The sequence below is a fragment of the Streptomyces sp. DSM 15324 genome, from assembly GCF_001514285.1.
GTDB lineage: Bacteria > Actinomycetota > Actinomycetes > Streptomycetales > Streptomycetaceae > Streptomyces.
Window position 1 is genome coordinate 415,906 of the sequence record NZ_KQ949030.1, and the last position, 17,533, is coordinate 433,438.

The following is a 17,533-nucleotide window of genomic DNA, read 5'->3' on the forward strand; positions in this document are numbered from 1 at the left end:
CCCTGCCTCGATCCAAAGGTTCGGGATGAAACCTTTACCCGACGGAAGGTGAAGCGCAAGACCCGGGAAGGAAGACGATCGATCACACCGCTCTCACGGGAGGAAGTCGCGCAGAAGGGCGGCGGCGCCCGCGCCGCGTTCGCGCAGCACCTCCCGCACACCGTCCGCGCATCGCCCGCGCCCCCTTCAGCACCGCCTCGACCAGCGCTTCGTGCCACGGCCGGGAGTGTTCCAGGTTGGACACCAGGGGCGGGTCGCGGTTCAGCGGGCCGTTCACGTCGCCGGGACGGCTGCATACCGGGCGGCGAGCCCTCCCCGCACCGGCCGGAGCGCCGGCCGGAGGACCGGCGCCGGACCGCGCGTCGGCGGCACCTCTCCCAGCTCGTCCAGCGAACCCCCTTCCCAATCAAAGGTCTCCATGCATACCTTTGCCCCATCCGGTGCGGCACCCCTGGGAGATGGCCTTCCCGCTCCCAGATCACCGACTGACGCCAGGAGGCATCCCCAATGGCTGACCGTACGCCCCCGCTTTCCGTCGACGAACTGAGAGAACTCGTCGACTCCGGTGCCATCGACACCGTGGTCCTCGCCTTCACCGACATGCAGGGACGGCTGCAGGGCAAGCGGTTCGCCGCCCGCTTCTTCCTCGACGACGTACTCGCCCACGGCACCGAGGGCTGCAACTACCTGCTCGCCGTGGACGCCGACATGAACACCGTCGGCGGCTACACCATGTCCTCCTGGGAGCGGGGCTACGGCGACTTCGCCCTCCACGCCGACCCGGCCACCCTGTGTCGCACCTCCTGGGACGCGGGCACCGCGCTGCTGCTCGCGGATCTGGCGTGGCACGACGGCTCCCCGGTGGTGGCCTCCCCGCGGCAGATCCTGCGCCGCCAGCTGGACCGGCTCGCCCAGCACGGCTGGACCGCCTACGCCGGCACCGAACTGGAGTTCATGGTCTTCAAGGACACCTACGAAGAGGCCTGGGGGCGCGGCTACCGCGACATGAACCCCGCCAACCAATACAACATCGACTACTCGATCCTCGGCACCGGCCGCGTCGAGCCCTTGCTGCGCCGCATCCGCAACGAGATGGGCGCGGCGGGTATGACCGTGGAGTCCGCCAAGGGGGAGTGCAACCTCGGGCAGCACGAGATCGCCTTCCGCTACGACGAGGCCCTGACCACCTGCGACCAGCACAGCGTCTACAAGACCGGTGCCAAGCAGATCGCCGGGCAGGAGGGCATGTCGCTCACCTTCATGGCCAAGTGGGACGAGCGCGAGGGCAACTCCTGCCACATCCACCTCTCGCTGCGCGACGAGGCCGGACACCCCGTCCTCGCCGACGACGAGAACGAGTACGGCATGTCCAAGCTCATGCGGCACTTCCTCGCCGGGCAGCTCGCCGCCATGCGCGAGCTCACCCTGCTGTACGCGCCGAACATCAACTCCTACAAGCGGTTCCGTCCCGGGTCCTTCGCCCCCACAGCGGTCGCCTGGGGCCCCGACAACCGCACCTGCGCCCTGCGCGTCATCGGGCACGGCCCCTCCCACCGGTTCGAGAACCGGCTGCCCGGCGGAGATGTGAACCCGTATCTCGCGGTCGCCGGCATGGTGGCCGCAGGTCTGTACGGCGTCGAGCACGAGCTGGAGCTGCCCGAGCCGTGCACCGGCAACGCCTACACCGGCGACGCCCGGCACGTCCCCACCACCCTGCGGGAGGCCGCCGAGCTCTGGGCGAACAGCCGGATCGCCCGCGCCGCCTTCGGCGACGAGGTCGTCGAGCACTACCTGAACATGGCGCGCGTCGAGCTGGACGCGTTCGACTCGGCCGTGACGGACTGGGAGCGGTTCCGGTCCTTCGAGCGGATGTGACCCCTCCCCCGGGCGGCACCTGCGCCCCGCCCCCTGTCCCGTAACCGCCTCGCCCCATCCCTGGAGAACCTGCCTTGAGTGAGCACCACGTACTCAATCCGGCGACCGAGGAGATCGTCGCCACCGTCCTCGCGTCCACCGCGTCCGACGTGGACACCGCGGTCACGCGGGCGGTGAAGGCCCAGGCGAGCTGGGCGAGCGCCGCCCCCGGCGACCGGGCCCGGCTGCTGCGCCGCTTCGCCGCCGTCATCGACGACCACCTCGAGGAGCTGGCCGGGCTGGAGGTCGCCGAAGCGGGACACCCGATCGGCAACGCCCGCTGGGAGGCCGGCAACGCCCGCGACCTGTTCGAATACGCGGCCGGCGGCATCGAGCGCCTGGCCGGGCGTCAGATACCCGTCGCGGGCGGGATGAACATCACGATCCACGAGCCCCTCGGCGTCGTCGCGGTGATCGCACCGTGGAACTTCCCCATGCCGATCGCGTCCTGGGGAGTCGCCCCCGCGCTCGCGGCGGGCAACGCCGTCCTCCTCAAGCCCGCCGAGACGACCCCGCTGACCGCGATCCGCCTCGCCGAGCTGGGACTGGAAGCGGGTCTGCCGGAGGGTCTGTTCCAGGTTCTGCCGGGCGCCGGGCGGGTCGCGGGCAACGCTCTCGTCGAGCACCCGGCCGTGGCCAAGATCGTCTTCACCGGCTCCACCTCCGTCGGCAAGCAGATCATGGCCAAATGCGCCGCAGGCGTGAAGCGGGTGACCCTGGAGCTCGGCGGCAAGAGCCCGAACATCGTCTTCGCCGACGCCGACCTCGACAAGGCCGCCGCGGCCGCCCCCGCCTCCTTCCTGGACAACACCGGGCAGGACTGCTGCGCCCGTAGCCGCATCCTCGTCCAGCGCAGCGTCTACGACCGCTTCCTGGAGCTGCTCGAACCGGCCGTGCATGCCTGGCGGGTCGGTGACCCCGCGGACCCGGACACCCGGATGGGGCCGCTGATCTCCGCCGCCCAACGGGAGACCGTGCGCTCCTACGTCCCCGACGGGGCCCCCGTGGTCATCCGCGGCGAAGCTCCCGAGGGCAAGGGATTCTGGTACCCGGCGACCGTGCTCGCCCCCACCTCGCCCGACGACCGGACGGTCACCGAGGAGATCTTCGGCCCGGTCGCCGTCGTCCTGCCCTTCGAGGACGAGGCCGACGCCGTACGCCTGGCCAACGCCACCGACTACGGCCTGTCGGGTTCCATCTGGACCCGCGACGTCGGGCGCGCGCTGCGGGTCTCGGGCGCTGTCGCGGCCGGAAACCTGTCGGTCAACTCGCACAGCAGCGTGCGGTACTGGACGCCCTTCGGGGGCTACAAGCATTCCGGTCTCGGCCGGGAGCTGGGCCCCGACGCGCTGACCGCCTTCACCGAGACCAAGAACGTCTTCATCAGCACCGAGGAGAACTGACCATGACCGAGACCGTCCTCTGCCGCCGCCTGGTCGGCCGCACCGCCGTCGTCACCGGAGCCGGCAGCGGCATCGGCCTGGCCACCGTCCGCCGCCTCGCCTCCGAGGGCGCCAACGTCGTCTGCGCCGACATCGACGAGAGGGCGGGCAAGGCGGCGGCCGCCGAGGTCGGCGGACTGTTCGTCCCGGTGGACGTCACCGACCCCGAGCAGGTCGACGCCCTGTTCAAGACCGCCTTCGACACCTACGGCTCCGTCGACATCGCCTTCAACAACGCCGGCATCTCCCCGCCCGACGACGACTCGATCCTCACCACCGGCCTGGAGGCGTGGAAGCGGGTCCAGGAGGTCAACCTCACCTCCGTCTACCTGTGCTGCAAGGCCGCCATCCCCTACATGCAGCGCCAGGGCAGGGGCTCCATCATCAACACCGCCTCCTTCGTGGCCGTCATGGGCGCCGCCACCTCGCAGATCAGCTACACCGCGTCCAAGGGCGGTGTGCTGGCCATGTCCCGTGAGCTCGGTGTGCAGTTCGCCCGGGAGGGCATCCGCGTGAACGCGCTGTGCCCGGGACCGGTGAACACCCCCCTGTTGAAGGAACTGTTCGCCAAGGACCCCGAGCGGGCCGCCCGCCGCCTGGTCCACGTCCCCGTGGGCCGCTTCGCGGAACCGGAGGAGATGGCCGCCGCGGTCGCCTTCCTCGCGAGCGACGACTCCTCCTTCGTCAACGCCGCCGAATTCCTCGTCGACGGCGGTATCGCCGGCGCCTACGTCACCCCGCTGTAGGCCTCCTCCTCCACGTTCTCGCCGAGCGCGGCCGCGCGGTGGCTCCACGCCGCTACCTCGAACGCTGCGGACATCACGACGCCGGCCGTCTGCGGCAGCCGCTCCAGGAGTGCCAGGTTGTTCGGACGGGGGGCGCGGACGGACGGCGCGCCGGTGCAGCCGGGTACGGGTTCGGCGCGGTAGCCGCGAGCACGTGGAGACGGCCGGACTTGGCGGCGGTCAACCGCCGCGCGCCCGCGTTCCCGGCGAGCACCCCGGCCGACGGGACGCGGTGCCCGGCCGTGTTCCTGCCGGACGCGGGTACGGGGCAGCGTCGCGCCACCTGGCCCGTACACGGTGGACGACCCGGCGGACGACGTGCCGGGGCTGTCCGCCTCGGGCCGTGGCCGGACGGGGCTCGCCCCCAGGTGCCGGCCCGCTGCCGGGGCCGGTGCCGGGGCCGGGGCCAGGGCCAGGGCCAGGGCCGGGGCCGGGGCCGGGGCCAGGGCCAGGGCCGGGGCCAGGGCCAGGGCCGGTGCGGGTGCCGGGGCCAGGGCCGGGGCCAGGGCCGGACAGGGCCGGACAGGGCCGGACAGGGCATGGTCCCGGACCCACGGCCCGTAGGCTCCCGGCGTCACACCGCGGGGTCGCACCGCGGGTGCGTCGAGGCCCAGGTCAGCCCCGGCACCGGGTCCGTCCACGGGGTGGGCGCGAGCCGGCCGACGCCCCGCGATCCTCACCCTGGCAGCGGCTGCTCCGCCCAGATCGTCTTTCCCGTCGGGGTCTGGCGGCTGCCCCAGCGCTGCGCGAGCTGGGCGACGAGCAGCAGCCCGCGTCCGCCTTCGTCGAAGATGCGGGCCCTCCGCAGGTGCGGGGCGGTGCTGGTGCCGTCGGACACCTCGCAGATGAGTGCGTCACCCCGGATCAGGCGCAGCTGGATGGGCGCGCTGCCGTAGCGAATGGCGTTGGTGACGAGTTCGCTGACGATCAGCTCGGTGGCGAAGGCCATCTCGGCCAGCCCCCAGGCGGCCAGCTGGTCGTCCGCCATTCGGCGGGCTCCGGCGACGGCCGCGGGATCGGAAGGCAGCTGCCAGGTGCGCACCTGCTCGGCACCGAGCACGCGGGTGCGGGCCAGGAGCAGGACGATGTCGTCGGCGGGAGGGTCGGGCATCACCTTGCGCACCACCCGGTCGCAGGTCTCCTCCAGATCGGGGGCGGGCTCGGCCAGAGCGTCCCGCAGAAGCCCGAGGCCGATGTCGATGTCCCGGTCGGCGGCCTCGACCAGACCGTCGGTGTAGAGGGCGAGCGTGCAGCCCTCGTCGAGGTCGACCGTGGTGGCCTCGAAGGGCAGCCCTCCCAGGCCGAGCGGCGGCCCGGCGGGCAGGTCCAGGAACCGTACCGTGCCGTCGGGGAGCGCCAGGGCCGGCGGCGGATGCCCTGCCCTGGCCAGTTGGCAGCGGCGGGAGACCGGGTCGTAGACGGCGTACAGGCAGGTGGCCCCGACCTCTCCCGCCGCTTCCTCCCTGGGCTCCCGCGCGTCCGGCCCCTCCTCACGGTCGAGGCGCAGAACCAGATCGTCCAGCTGGGTGAGCAGTTCGTCGGGGGCGAGATCGACGTCGGCGAGGGTGTGGACGGCGGCTCGCAGGCGGCCCATGGTGGCCGACGCGTGGATCCCGTGCCCCACGACGTCGCCCACCACCAGGGCGACCCGCCCTCCGGACAGCGGGATGGCGTCGAACCAGTCCCCGCCGACGCCGCTCTCGGAACCGGTCGGCAGATAGCGGTACGCGAGGTCCACGGCCGCCGGCGTCGGCAGCCGTTCCGGCAGCAGACTGCGCTGGAGGGCAAGTGCGGTCCGGCGCTGGTGGGTGTACCGGCGGGCGTTGTCGATGCTCACGGCCGCCCTGGCGGCGATCTCCTCGGCGAGCAGGAGGTCGTCGTCGCCGAACGCCTCCGGCGTACGGTGCCGCACCAAGTGGACCAGGCCCAGAGTGACGCCGCGGGCACGCAGCGGCACCAGCAGCACGGAATGCATCCCGTAGCGCCGCACGGTCTCGGCGCGCGGCGGGTGGGCCTGGAGCCACTCCCGAAACGGCGGGTCACCGACGCGGTGCCGAGTGCCCCGTGCCGTGAGAACCGCCCGGGCCGGTGGGGAATCCGGGGGACAGACATTCGTCCCGCCCACGGGGAGCACGGCCTCGGGGCAGCCGGGAAGCACCGAATCGTATGCCGCGCGGTGGAAGACGATCGGTGCGGTCGGCGATATCGGCTCCGGCTCCTCACCTTGTACGACGCTCGTCAGCAGGTCGACGGCCACGAAGTCCGCGAACCCGGCCACCGCCGCCTCGGCCAGTTCCTCGGCGGTCCGGTTCACGTCCAGGGTGGTGCCGATGCGCAGTCCGGCGTCGTTGAGGACCTCCAGACGGCGCTGGGCCCAGTACTGCTGCGTGGTGTCGATGACCAGCGCCGACAGCCCCTGCACCGCGCCGGTCCCGTCCTTCAGCGGGGTGAGGAAGACCGACCAGGCGTGATCGTGGATCTCGCCGAGGGCTCGCGCGGGCCGCTCCTGGCGGTGGATCATCTCGCCGGTGCGCAGCACCTGCCGTTGAAGACGGTCCATCTCCTCGTGCGTGGGCTGGATCTCCGTGAGAGTCAGACCTGCCATCTCCTGCGGGGTCATGCCCATGGCACGGCTCATCGTCAGGTTGCAGGTCACGAACCGCGCCTCGCGATCGTAGACGGCCACGGGCAGCGGCAGCTGCGCGAGTGTCCGGTCCCACAGCTCCGCCGCCTGCGGGGCGGTCGGCCCGGAGGGGTACGTCAGGGCCGGACCCGTGATGAGCCAGACGGGCCGCGCGTCCGCGTCCACCAGCGGCGTTCCCCTGAGCTGAACGGTGAGACGGCCCTCGTCCCGGTGCCGCAGGGCCACATCGCTCGTCCACGGTTCCCGGGCGGACAGATGACGTCGGGCGGAGAAGGGAAGGCCCGCGGCGAGCAGGCGCGCGGCCGGGCGGCCCATGACCTCCTCGGCCGCGTACCCCAGCAGTTCCCGGGCTCCGGCGCCCCACAGCGTGATCCTTCCCCTGCTGTCGACGACGACCGCGAAGTCCTCGGGCACCCCGCCGTCCTGCGACGCTCCGGGGACGACAGACTCGTTGTCCATGGGGCCACCTCTCGCCTCTACGGTGACCGCGCAGCGCACCTCAGCGAGACAGGTACGTGCGCCCCCTCCAGCATCCCGCCGCGGCACACCCCTCTCAAGCGCCGGACCGCTGATCCGTTTCCGTACCTGCTCGGGACGCGGAGCCTCCGTCGGGTGGCGGCGTCCGGGCGCTCCCCTGGTGGGGAGAGGGCGACCTCTTCGAAGGAGCCGGCGTTGATCTCGTCGGACCGCGAGAGACAGGCGCGCGCACGGCCCGGCCGGCCGAACGGACCGCCAGGTCGCCGTCCGTGGTCGAACAGGACCAGAGCGTTGAGCGTCCGCACGCGTGCCAAGCCCAGGAACAGCGGGTGACCGACGGCATCGGCACCGAGTTCGAGGTGGGCGGCGACCGCCTGGTCCGACTCCAGCACCGCCGACACACCGTTGTCCAAACCGCTCAGTGCCTGCGCGGCACGGGCGTGGACATCGACAGCCCGGGCCCCCATGCCCGGCTCGCCGACACTGCGCAGGGCCGAGCCGAGCCCGTACAGAGCGCGTGACTTCTGGAAGAGCTCGCCCACCCGGTCCTTGTCACGCGATCGGGTCAGCTCCGGCACGTCATATCACCGGGCGGCAGGGTGCCGTCCTTCAGGTATGTGTTGACTGCCTTGTCGACGCACATGTTCTTCGGGGCGAAGAGGCCCGCGTAGACCGTGTGGTGGAAGGCGCCGCGCAAGGTGACCAGGCGCGAACCGCGCAGATCCCGGTGCGCCGCCAGCTGGCCCTGGTAGACGGCCGCCGGGTCACCGGTGGCACCCACCATCAGGACGGGCACGTCGTTGCGGACCTTGGTGGCGGGCTCCGCGGGTGCCGCCGGCCAGAAGGAGCAGGGAGTCACGGTGCGGGCGAGCGGTCCGAAGACGGGCTCGGTGGTGCGGTGGGCCTGGATGTCGCGGTAGTAGGCCTCCGGGTCGTGGGAGGCTGCCCGGTCGGCGCACTGGATCGCGGTCTGGACGCTGAACGTGCCGTCCGTGTCCGGGGCGGCCAGGCCGGTCAGGGTCTGCTCGAGTACCTGGGTGGGATTGGCCTCGCTGCCGCGAGCAGCCGTCACCAGCACGCGGACATCAGCGGAGTAGCTCGCATACGCCTCGTCGTCGTCCCCCGCGGTGACGTTCCACAGGAGCTGGGGCAGGACCTGGCTGTCAACGGTGTGGCGGCCGACCCGGATCGGGCCACGGCTGACGGTCCGGTTGAGCTCGTTGACGGCGTTGAGGACCTCTGCGGTGGTGGAGCCGAGATGGTAGCGGCTGTCGCGGCGGGCCACCCAGGCCGCCCAGTGCTCCAGAGCCCGGCCGACGGCCGGCCCCATGGTACGGGTCAGGTCAGGTCCGTAGAGGTCGGGATCCAGGGTGCTGTCGAGCACCACGCGGTCGGCTCGGTGCGGGAAGAGCTGAAGGTATACCTCTCCCAGATAGGTGCCGTAGGAGGAACCGAGGTAGTTGATCTTCTTCTCGCCCAGGGCGGCGCGGATCACGTCCATGTCGCGGGCCGTGTTGCGCGTGGAGACGAAGGGCAGCACGGACCGGTGCCGGGCGCAGCGGGATGCCAGGTCCCTGGACAGCCGCACGGTTTTCTCGAACGTGCTCCTGTCGGGTCCTGCGGAGCCGATGCTGACGGTCGGCCAGTGGCAGTCGAGGGGCGTGCTGCGGCCGACGAATCGGGGGTCCATGCCGATCACGTCGTACCGGGCGGCCAGCAAGGGTTCGGCTTGTCGCAGCTGAAGAGCGAGGTACAGGGCGGGCACGCCGGGGCCGCCGGGGTTGTAGAGGAGCGTGCCGTGACGGTGGGCGCGGTCGGTGGCCCGCAGTCGCGACAGCGCCACCTTGATGACCCGGCCGTCGGGGTGCCGGTAGTCCAACGGCACCGTGACCTCGCCGCACCGGGCGCCGGCCTTGTCCAACTCGTCGCCCATGGTGTCCCTCGGACTGTTCTTGCAGCCGTGCCAGACGACCTTCTGGCGCTGGGAACGGGCCAGCCCGCCGTCGTAGGTTGCGGCTTCTCCGTGAAACGCACACCCGGTGATCAGGGAAGCACTTGTCATGGCCGCCGCGGCAGCGGCTGCGGCGGCTCTGCGTAGGCGCAGCATGAGTTCTCCTTCAGCTCTCCAGGGCACGACCGACAGCGGTCCGTCGGCCGCGCCGCTTGCCGTCTGCAGAACCTAGATCGCGTGGCCGAACCCGCGCATCGGCTCTCGGTCGGCCTGTCACCGGCCGGACGCACTACGGCGAACACCTCCTACCGAATGCCTCATCCAGGCCTTTGACCTGCGGCTTTTGGTGACTGAGCCATATCTCGTCGGCAGGTTCGCGTACGACTGGGGGATGAATCCCGGGCCGCTGAGACGTCCTGCGCGCCGACGAGCACCGGCCCCCGGCGGCGTCCCGCGAGGGGTGCGGGGGATCAAGGCGCCGGATCCGCGAGTGGGAGCCGCTGGCTCCACGGGCTCGGGCGTTCGCCCCGCTTCAGCAGGACGCTTCGCGGACTGGCACCTCGCCGGAGATCGCCACGGGCCCGGAACCGGAATGCGGCGCTCGATCGCCTCCCCCCGTAGCGGGGCACAGCCCGGCGCCCGGGCCACAGGTGCAGCCGGTACTGGACGGCTCGGCCGCGATCCTCTGCCGTTGCCGACTGCCAGAGTGGTCTCCTGATGTGTGACACGACGCAGCCCAGGTCAGCGGCCGTCTTTGCCACTGGGGTAGGAACGGGACGTCCTCCTCAGGGCGCAGTCTCGGCGCGGCGCTCTCAGACGAGGAGCTCATGTGGTCAGCGGGTCGGCGACCTAGGGTGATGAACCGTCGAACCGATCGGCTCCTAGGAGGCACCCCGCGATGGTCACGGCCAGGGCTCTCACGAAACGCTACGGGGAGAAGACCGGTATTCCGGGCGGCCGGGTCGAGGAGGCCATCACATGGTGGGCCTGCGGCGGGTCGCGAAGAAGCGGGCCGGCGGTTTCTCGCTCGGCATGGGCCAGCGGCTCGGAACCGCGAGGGCCTGCTCGGCGACCCGGCCACGATCATTCTCGACGAACCGGTCAACGGCCTGCACCCCGAGGGCACGCGGTGGATCCGCGACCTGCTGAAGCCACCGGCCGCCGAGGGGCCGAAGTCCTGGCCGCCGTCGTACGGAAACCGCGAGACGGGTGAGGGAAGCGATGGTGGTCGAGGTGACGGCCTGCCCCGGGACCGAAAACCCCCGGGGCCGGCCTGGCGGGCGCCGACAGGCGATGCGACGCGCCCGGTTCGCTGCCGCGTTCCGGTCCGTGCGGCTGGTGAACGCCGTGCTGCGCGCCGGTTCCCGGCTCGCACCCTGGGCGTGGGACTCTCTACTGGCGTCCCTGCTGTTCATGGCGCCGCTGTCGGCGCTGGCCGGAAAGCCGGGGCCGGTGGCGGTCAGCGGCATGCTCCTGCTGCCTCTGGTCTGGCGACGCCACGCTCCCTGGGCGGTGTTCTGTGCCGTGGCTGCCGCGGCGTTCGCCCAGTGGCTGCTGGGCTTTCAGCTGCCGGCGGACAGTGCTCTGCTGGTGGCCCTGTACACGGTGGCAGCGCACTCGGCCCGTCGCCACCTGCTCTTGGCCTGCGCCGTCCTGGAGTGCGGCATCGTGCTGGCCTGCCTGCGCTGGGCGGCCGATGGCCGCTTCGCGATCACCGTCCTCACGTTGAACGCGTTGGCTGCCGCTGCCGCCGCCCTCGGAGCGAACATGCGCGCCCTCCGGGAGCGGGCGGCTCACCTGGAAGTCGAACAGGACCAGCGGGCGCGGCTGGCAGTGGCTGAGGAAAGGGCTCGCATCACCCGCGAGCTGCACGACATCGTCACCCACAACCTTTCCGTCATGGTCGCGCTGGCGGACTCCGCCGCCTACGCCCGGTCGGCCGACAAGTCGTCCGCCGTGCTGCCGCAGATATCCGAGACGGGCCGGCAGGCTCTGACCGACATGCGGCGCGCGCTGGGTATTCTGCGGGCGGGTGAACCGGACGCGGAGCGTCATCCACCGCCCGGCATCGCCCAGTTGGAGGCTCTGGCCGACCAGATGCGCGCGGCGGGGCTGCCGACCCGCCTGGAGGTGGAGGGCGATCACACGTCCGTGCCCTCCACGGCACAACTGACCGTTTATCGCCTGGTGCAGGAAGCCTTGACCAACACCCTCAAACACACACCCTCCGGCACCCACGCGGAGGTCCGGATACAGTGCCTGGCCGAGACCGTCACGGTGGACGTCACCGACGACGGACCCCCGCGACCTGTCGGCGCCCCGTCCGGGCACGGCATCGCCGGCATGCGCGAGCGAGCGAGCGCCTATGGCGGGACACTGCACGCCGGAGCGCTCCCGGGTGGCGGCTGGCGAGTGCGCACCCGCCTGGAACTCGGCGGCGGCGCGGACGCGTCCGTATGACGATCCGCGTCCTGCTCGCCGACGACGAGGCACTCCTGCGCATGGCCTTCACCACGGTGCTGGACGCCCAGCCGGACATGCAACCGGTCGGCGAGGCTGCGGACGGCGACGAAGCCGTCCGTCTCTCCCGGCGACTGCGCCCCGATGTCGTACTCATGGACGTCCGTATGCCCGGAGTGGACGGTATCGAGGCGACCCGACGGATCATCCGCGTCTCGCCGCAGAGCAGAGTGCTCATCCTCACCACGTTCGACCTGGACGAATACGCGTTCGCCGGACTCAGGGCCGGCGCGTCGGGCTTCCTGCTGAAGAACACACGGCCCGAGGACCTTCTCACCGCCGTTCGTAATGTCGCCGCAGGAGACGCGGTGGTCTCCCCCCGGGTCACCCGCCGCCTGCTGGAGCACTTCGCCGCCCACATTCCCGGCGGCGGCAGCGGTCAGCGGGAGGAACGTCTGCAACGGCTGACCGCCCGCGAGCGCCAGGTACTCGTCCAGGTGGCCCGCGGCCTGTCCAACACGGAGATCGCGGCCACGCTGTACCTTGCGGAGGCCACCGTGAAGTCCCACCTGGGACGGATCCTTCAAAAGCTCGAACTGCGCGACCGCGCACAGGCTGTGGTCTTCGCCTACGAAAGCCGCCTCATTCACCCCGACTGACGTGCGGGACCGTCGAGGCCGGGATGCCGGTGCCTTCGGCGAAGCTACGACCTACCTGGGCGGGGATCCTGGGTCGGCTGAGGCGCCCGTACCGCCTTGACACCCTTGCCGACACCGAGCCGTCGCGCGAGCCGGGTGGCGGCCTGTGTGCCCTGGCCTCTGTCGGTCCTGGCGAGGAGCATGAGAGGACCGTCGCATCCGGGGCCGAGCGTGTCGCTGCCAGAGCCGGACGGCAGGACGGTGTCGGGACGGACGCTGACCTCACCCGTCCGGACGCGAGCCGACCACGCCTTGCTGAGGGCATACCACCATGCGAACATGCCGTCAGCGCAGGCTTGTTGCATCGCGAAAAAGTCGCGGAGGGGGAACAAGGCATGGCGTTCTGGCGACGGGGAGACCGGCACGACTCCCGCACATCGGGGACGACTTCAGCAAAGCCCCCTTCCACCTACGATCCGCTCGACAAGCAGCCTGGCACTGAACCGCTTGCCACTCTGCGGAGGGGGGCCGTGCTCAGCGCCGTGGACCAGGCCAATGACGCCGTGGACGCCTCGTACGACGACTGGTACGCCCTGGCCCGGAGCGCCGCCGTCCTCGGCCGGGCACAGTACAGGAGCGGCGATGCCGAACTCGCCGTAGCCGCCTACGACCAGGCGGTCCGCCTGTACAACGACAACGCGCGTGCCATGGGCCGCGGCGCCGATGCCGTCACGGGGCTCGCCACCCTGGTGGACTGCGCGGGCCGGGCCATGCTCCTCCATCACCGCCAGGGACGCCGCAAGCTGGCGGACGCGGCCTTCGACGTGGGCCGCCTCTTTGCCGAGTTCCTCGCCGGTAACGGCCTGACCGATCCCGCTTCCCAGCTCCTCGGCCGCCGGGCCGCGGTCCTGCAGCGTACGGGGCAGCCCACCGGCGGCCTGCTGGATGCCGCGGTGCTCTCCCGGCTGGCTCCGCAGGACACTCTGCGCGAGGCCTCCTGGGCCGTGGCCGAGTACCTGGAGCACCCTGGTCCCCACACCCTGGCGGAGGCCCTGCATGCCACTGGTGCTGCGGATCAGCGTTGGGCGACCGATCTCGCCGCGGCACTGACCGTGGACGGCGGCCGCAAGGAGGACCGCTGGTCGCCCACCTTGCGCGGTAGTCACCTCGGCTTCCTGCCCGACGCCGCGCGAGCCGTGTCCCACGCCCTCGGCGATGCCACAGGCACAGCCAGGGACGGCTGGCGCCTGACCGGCCGAGAGATCCACATGTGCTATTCGGTGGCCTCCGGCCACGGCGAACTGCGCTACGGCCTCGGCGACCACGCCGAACATTGGGGAGGGCTCCTGCTGGCCCTGGGCATGGATGCCCTACGCGCCGGCGACATTCCTCTTGCCGCCGACTGCGGCGGCTGGCTGCGTGGCCTGCTCACCCAGGCTCTTCCTCACGCCCTGGTGACCTCCTGGGGACAGGAGCTGCGGGCCGGCGCAGAGCAACTGCCGTCCTGAGGCCGCCGTTCAGCCGGTCACCCCGGACACGCGCTCCCTACGGCGCTGACCTCTACTCGGGCTGTACCTTTGGCCGGCGCTCAGGGGTCTGGCGCCAGGCCGAAGGCTTCGTCAACCTCGTCAGTTGATGATCTCGGCGCGCTCGTCCAGACGGATCGCGGCCAGCCGGTCCCGCCACATCCGGAGAGCTTCGGGTGTTTGTCGCGTCCAGTCGGTGACCTCGCCGACGATCCGGAGCGGATCCCTGCTGCGATAGGAGCGGGTGGGATTGCCGGGGAACTTCTTGTCCGTGACGTTGGGATCGTTCTCGAACTCCCCGGTCGGTTCGACGACATACACGCGCGGGGCCCCATCGCCGGCGGCGAGCTCGGCGGCGAGTCCCGCGCCGTCGCGCAATGCGGTGAAGTAGATGTGGTTCATCACGATTTCCGGCCGGTAGTTGGAACGGAAACCGGCAGTGAGGTGATCTCCGACGCGCAGGTCAGCCTTTGTGCCGTGAAAGAACGGCCCTTCGTCCAACACCTTGTCCATCAGGGCAGATTACCAAGCACGCCGGTTTGACGGCGATCTACCACTACGGCTCGGACACCCACATTCACTAGGGCCTGTCTGACAATTCCCGTCGGATCAGGCCGGGCGGCCGGACCCGACGGGAAGGGACAGGCAGGTGCCAGGTCGGACCTTATGGCCGGGCTGTCCCGTCCGGCACCGGCGTGGCCTGGTGGTAGTAGAGCCGGAATTCCCCGGCGGCGTCGCGGCGCCAGATCGACGAACGGCGGGCGTGCCGGTCCTCGATGCGGGTCTCGTAGGTGAGGTGGATGATCCCGGGGGCGAGGACTGTGCCCTCGAAGTGCTCTGCGGTGATGGGGGTGCTGTTTTCGGCGCCGCCGTGGAGTGTGGGCAGGGCGGCGACCATCTCCGCGTGCGTCCACCGCCGCCCGGAGGCACCCACCTCGATGAAATCGGGGCCGAAGAGGGCTTCGGCGAGGAAGCCGGAGAGGCGGACGGAGGGGTCGTGAAGGCGTTGCTCCCGGATAATCGCCTCGGTGACGTCCGGATGCTGCTGGAGCGCCTCGGACGCGTGCTGGTCGTTTTGGATCATGGCGACATGATGCCCGGTTGCAACTGGCGGACCCTCGGCAGCCGGGGCGGCCTTCAGCAGCGACGGGCCCTGGCACTGCCTGATAATTGATCTTGTGGTGGGTCGTGGAGAGCTGACGGATGCGGCGTGGGAACGGATAGCGCCGCTGTTGCCGGGTGTTGACGGGCGGGGTCGTCCATGGCGGGATCACCGGCAGGTGATCAACGGGGTGTTGTGGCGGTTGCGGACAGGTGCTCCGTGGCGTGACCTGCCGGAACGCTTCGGACCGTGGCAGACGGTCTATGAACGGTTCGCCCGCTGGGAGGCGGACGGCACGTGGGCCTGCCTGCTCGAGGAGGTCCAGGTCCGTGACGACTCCGTCGGGGCGGTGGAGTGGACGGTCTCGGTCGACTCCACGATCAATCGGGCCCACCAGCACGCAGCCGGCGCACGCAAAAAGGGGCGGCAGCGGGGGACGAACTGGAAGATCCGGAACGCGCACAGGCTGGTCAGGCGCTCGGCCGGTCCCGCGGCGGGCTGACCACCAAGGTCCACCTCGCCTGCGACGGCCGGGGTCTGCCCCTGGCCCTCCTCGTCACGCCGGGCAACGTCAACGACTCCACTGCCTTCGGCGCGGTCCTGGACGCGGTGCGAGTGCCCCGGACCGGCGTCGGTCGGCCGCGCCGCAGGCCCGACGCGGTCATCGCGGACAAGGCGTATTCGTCACGGGCGATCCGCCAGACGCTGCGGCGCCGGGGCATCCGGGCGGTGATCCCGGAGCGGGCCGACCAGAAGGCCAACCGGATACGGCGTGGCCGGGCTGGCGGTAGACCGCCTGCCTTCGACCGTGAGCTCTACAAGGCCCGCAATGTCGTCGAACGCTGCTTCAACCGGCTCAAACAGTTCCGCGCCATCGCCACACGCTTCGACAAACTCGCCGCCCGTTACCGGGCCGGACTCCGTCTCGCGGCACTCATCCTCTGGCTCCGCGAACCCGGACAAGATCATTTGTCAGACAGGCCCTAGCCGCGGCAAGGCCATGTGCCATTTCCGCGGCCTCCGCCGTACCCCTTACGCATTTCACGGCCGAAACGTACATTTGAAACATGGCCACACGAAACCCGGACCCGTCCTTAGCGGGCAGTGTCTCGACAACGGCAGCGGGTGGGCGACTGATATTCGTGCCAAGTCGGTTCCGGGAGATCGGTGTCGCGCTCGGCGCGAGCGTCGTGGTCCCGCTGTGGATCGCGGCCCCCCTCCTGGTGGTGACCCTGCTGGTCGCCGTACTCACCGCGTCCGCGCTGGTCTGGGCCATCGTCTGGGTGGTTCTCGGGCTGACAGTCCTGTCCGTGGCCGTGCTCGTCCTGGCGTTGACGGTCACGACGTCGACCACGATGGTGCGGTGGATCGAGTTCCGCCCTGCGGGCCGTGCGACGCAGATCGTGGTCGCCCGCTTTCTTCGTTCGTCCACCGTGGCCGTAGCTGATCTACAGCGCGTCGTCGTGGTCGAGCGGCTCAGACTGGGTCGGCGAAAGTCGATCAGGGTGGTGTTGCAGACGCCGCATGGAGCGACGGTGGACTGCGAACCGGCACTCCACGCGCCCTTGTCCCAGGTCGGCACGGAAGCCCTGCTCGACTGGTTGGCGGGCCAACTCGGCTCGACCCAGGCAGTGATGGAACACCGGACGGAGGTCGACCGGGACTTCCAGTGCCCGGACGAGTGGTGGACTCCTTCGGACCTGTCTGCCCTGTGGCACGTACCCGTGAGCGCCGTCGACCAGCTGGCTGTCCGCCACGGGATCCGCAGTTACCAGTACACGCCCCGGGGCGCCGCGACGCACAGGGACGGAACGAAGACGGTCTACGACCCGGCTCGGGCACACGAAGTCGCCGAGGAACTCCGCGAGGCACACGCCGTGGACTTGGGGGGCAACGGCACGAAAGAGGTTCCGCAGGGCTGAGGGAGAGCAGAAGCCCACCAGCAAGTGTCTTCACCTGGGGATTCACCGGACGTGAGGGCGGCCTTCGTCTGATTCTGTGCTCGGGCCGAGGTGCACGTGACCAAGACGACCGCGCTCACCGCCGCCCCTGGGGGTGTCGTCGAGCGGCTCGGCGATCCCCCCGTTCGTTCAGCAGATCGGTACCCCAGGCAGCCTGGTTCTCCGGCACGCTGAGATAGATGTTGGTCATGTAGTCGCCGTACTGCAGCAGTTGAGCCCACCAGTCGTTGACGTAGGGTGGTTGACTGACCTGCTGGCCGCGCTTCTGGCAGCCGACGAGTACCTCGACTCCGGCAGGCAGCATGGTGAGCGTCCCGGAGTCGGTCGTCGTCTGGGTCCGGACGCGGACCCCGCTGCCCCAGGTACCGATCCACGTACCGGCGGGGCGGGAGGCGCCGGGGACGTTCAGTGAACGGGTCAGCCGGCCGATGTCCGTGTACGCCGTGCCGTACGACGTTCCGCTGGGGTGCAGGGTGAAGACCGCCACGATGGAACGGTCACCCGGGCCCACCACACCCGTCGTGTGCAGGGTGGGACGGGAGAGATCCACGGCGTCGACGCCCGCCGACGTCCGGGCGGCGGGCCTTCCCCCGCGGCCCCCGCGGCCCCCGCGGCCCCTGCGGCCTCAGCGGT

At 70.8% G+C, this 17,533-nt stretch carries 15 protein-coding genes and 1 pseudogene; 10 read left to right on the plus strand and 6 right to left on the minus strand.

From position 1 onward, the window contains the following. The first annotated feature begins 507 nt into the window (after window positions 1-507). The 3 genes from AQJ58_RS25945 to AQJ58_RS25955 all read left to right on the plus strand — a co-directional run bounded on the left by AQJ58_RS25945 (window position 508) and on the right by AQJ58_RS25955 (window position 4,102). Window positions 508-1,875 carry a glutamine synthetase family protein gene (locus tag AQJ58_RS25945; protein WP_067254118.1) on the plus strand — a complete coding sequence of 456 codons (1,368 nt, stop codon included), beginning with the start codon at window positions 508-510 and terminating at the stop codon, window positions 1,873-1,875. Window positions 1,876-1,949: 74 nt separating this feature from the next. Beyond that, on the plus strand, window positions 1,950-3,317 hold the full coding sequence (locus AQJ58_RS25950) for an aldehyde dehydrogenase family protein (protein ID WP_067254121.1): 1,368 nt from the start codon (window positions 1,950-1,952) through the stop codon (window positions 3,315-3,317). 2 nt (window positions 3,318-3,319) lie between these two features. Continuing rightward, a complete protein-coding gene (locus AQJ58_RS25955; RefSeq protein ID WP_067254124.1) occupies window positions 3,320-4,102 on the plus strand; it encodes a 3-oxoacyl-ACP reductase in 783 nt (260 codons plus the stop codon). On the opposite strand, the gene AQJ58_RS44825 is transcribed toward AQJ58_RS25955, so the two are convergent. Both AQJ58_RS44825 and AQJ58_RS25965 read right to left on the minus strand, forming a co-directional pair. Continuing rightward, window positions 4,084-4,719 (minus strand): hypothetical protein, encoded by a 636-nt coding sequence (locus AQJ58_RS44825; protein WP_159056336.1) that lies wholly within the window; start codon window positions 4,717-4,719, stop codon window positions 4,084-4,086. The two genes, AQJ58_RS25955 and AQJ58_RS44825, sit on opposite strands and share 19 nt — an antisense overlap. 98 nt (window positions 4,720-4,817) lie before the next feature. Continuing rightward, window positions 4,818-7,244 carry a SpoIIE family protein phosphatase gene (locus AQJ58_RS25965; RefSeq protein WP_067254128.1) on the minus strand — a complete coding sequence of 809 codons (2,427 nt, stop codon included), beginning with the start codon at window positions 7,242-7,244 and terminating at the stop codon, window positions 4,818-4,820. A gap of 287 nt (window positions 7,245-7,531) precedes the next feature. On the opposite strand from AQJ58_RS25965, the gene AQJ58_RS43500 reads away from it, so the two are divergent. Next, window positions 7,532-7,783, plus strand: coding sequence for a hypothetical protein (locus tag AQJ58_RS43500; protein WP_159056337.1), 252 nt, complete (start codon window positions 7,532-7,534; stop codon window positions 7,781-7,783). Between the two features lie 44 nt (window positions 7,784-7,827). Here the strand turns inward: AQJ58_RS43500 and AQJ58_RS25975 are convergent, their stop codons facing one another. Beyond that, window positions 7,828-9,369: an alpha/beta hydrolase gene (locus AQJ58_RS25975; protein WP_067254133.1), complete on the minus strand. Its 1,542-nt coding sequence runs from the start codon at window positions 9,367-9,369 to the stop codon at window positions 7,828-7,830. A gap of 787 nt (window positions 9,370-10,156) precedes the next feature. On the opposite strand from AQJ58_RS25975, the pseudogene AQJ58_RS44830 reads away from it, so the two are divergent. From AQJ58_RS44830 to AQJ58_RS25990, 4 genes and pseudogenes are all read left to right on the plus strand, one after another. Continuing rightward, window positions 10,157-10,382: pseudogene (locus AQJ58_RS44830) on the plus strand (ATP-binding cassette domain-containing protein); the annotation flags it as partial. A gap of 169 nt (window positions 10,383-10,551) precedes the next feature. Beyond that, a complete protein-coding gene (locus AQJ58_RS25980; protein ID WP_067254294.1) occupies window positions 10,552-11,673 on the plus strand; it encodes a sensor histidine kinase in 1,122 nt (373 codons plus the stop codon). After that, window positions 11,670-12,332 (plus strand): response regulator, encoded by a 663-nt coding sequence (locus AQJ58_RS25985; protein ID WP_067254135.1) that lies wholly within the window; start codon window positions 11,670-11,672, stop codon window positions 12,330-12,332. The genes AQJ58_RS25980 and AQJ58_RS25985 overlap by 4 nt, the downstream gene beginning before the upstream one ends. Before the next feature lie 509 nt (window positions 12,333-12,841). Beyond that, window positions 12,842-13,819 carry a hypothetical protein gene (locus AQJ58_RS25990; protein WP_067254137.1) on the plus strand — a complete coding sequence of 326 codons (978 nt, stop codon included), beginning with the start codon at window positions 12,842-12,844 and terminating at the stop codon, window positions 13,817-13,819. Between the two features lie 120 nt (window positions 13,820-13,939). Here AQJ58_RS25990 and arr read toward each other — a convergent pair whose 3' ends face one another. Beyond that, window positions 13,940-14,350 carry an NAD(+)--rifampin ADP-ribosyltransferase gene (gene arr / locus AQJ58_RS25995; RefSeq protein ID WP_067254141.1) on the minus strand — a complete coding sequence of 137 codons (411 nt, stop codon included), beginning with the start codon at window positions 14,348-14,350 and terminating at the stop codon, window positions 13,940-13,942. Window positions 14,351-14,501: 151 nt separating this feature from the next. Continuing rightward, a complete protein-coding gene (locus AQJ58_RS26000) occupies window positions 14,502-14,921 on the minus strand; it encodes a nuclear transport factor 2 family protein (protein ID WP_067254144.1) in 420 nt (139 codons plus the stop codon). Between the two features lie 97 nt (window positions 14,922-15,018). Here AQJ58_RS26000 and AQJ58_RS41520 point away from each other — a divergent pair. Together AQJ58_RS41520 and AQJ58_RS26015 are read left to right on the plus strand one after the other, a co-directional pair. After that, window positions 15,019-15,926 (plus strand): IS5 family transposase gene (locus AQJ58_RS41520; RefSeq protein ID WP_099053913.1). Its coding sequence is split into 2 segments (ribosomal slippage): window positions 15,019-15,364 and window positions 15,364-15,926, totalling 909 coding nucleotides; the frame shifts between segments, so codons are not numbered across the junction. Between the two features lie 155 nt (window positions 15,927-16,081). After that, on the plus strand, window positions 16,082-16,861 hold the full coding sequence (locus AQJ58_RS26015) for a hypothetical protein (protein ID WP_067254146.1): 780 nt from the start codon (window positions 16,082-16,084) through the stop codon (window positions 16,859-16,861). A 115-nt stretch (window positions 16,862-16,976) separates the two neighbouring features. Here the strand turns inward: AQJ58_RS26015 and AQJ58_RS45725 are convergent, their stop codons facing one another. Next, a complete protein-coding gene (locus tag AQJ58_RS45725; RefSeq protein WP_159056338.1) occupies window positions 16,977-17,387 on the minus strand; it encodes a hypothetical protein in 411 nt (136 codons plus the stop codon). Window positions 17,388-17,533: the final 146 nt, after the last annotated feature.

Coding starts and splice junctions, on each gene's coding strand:
- AQJ58_RS25945 (WP_067254118.1), top strand. CDS start 508: ATGGCTGACCGTACGCCCCCGCTTTCCGTCGACGAACTGAGAGAACTC.
- AQJ58_RS25955 (WP_067254124.1), top strand. CDS start 3,320: ATGACCGAGACCGTCCTCTGCCGCCGCCTGGTCGGCCGCACCGCCGTC.
- AQJ58_RS25965 (WP_067254128.1), bottom strand. CDS start 7,244: ATGGACAACGAGTCTGTCGTCCCCGGAGCGTCGCAGGACGGCGGGGTG.
- AQJ58_RS25975 (WP_067254133.1), bottom strand. CDS start 9,369: ATGCTGCGCCTACGCAGAGCCGCCGCAGCCGCTGCCGCGGCGGCCATG.
- AQJ58_RS25985 (WP_067254135.1), top strand. CDS start 11,670: ATGACGATCCGCGTCCTGCTCGCCGACGACGAGGCACTCCTGCGCATG.
- arr (WP_067254141.1), bottom strand. CDS start 14,350: ATGGACAAGGTGTTGGACGAAGGGCCGTTCTTTCACGGCACAAAGGCT.
- AQJ58_RS26000 (WP_067254144.1), bottom strand. CDS start 14,921: ATGATCCAAAACGACCAGCACGCGTCCGAGGCGCTCCAGCAGCATCCG.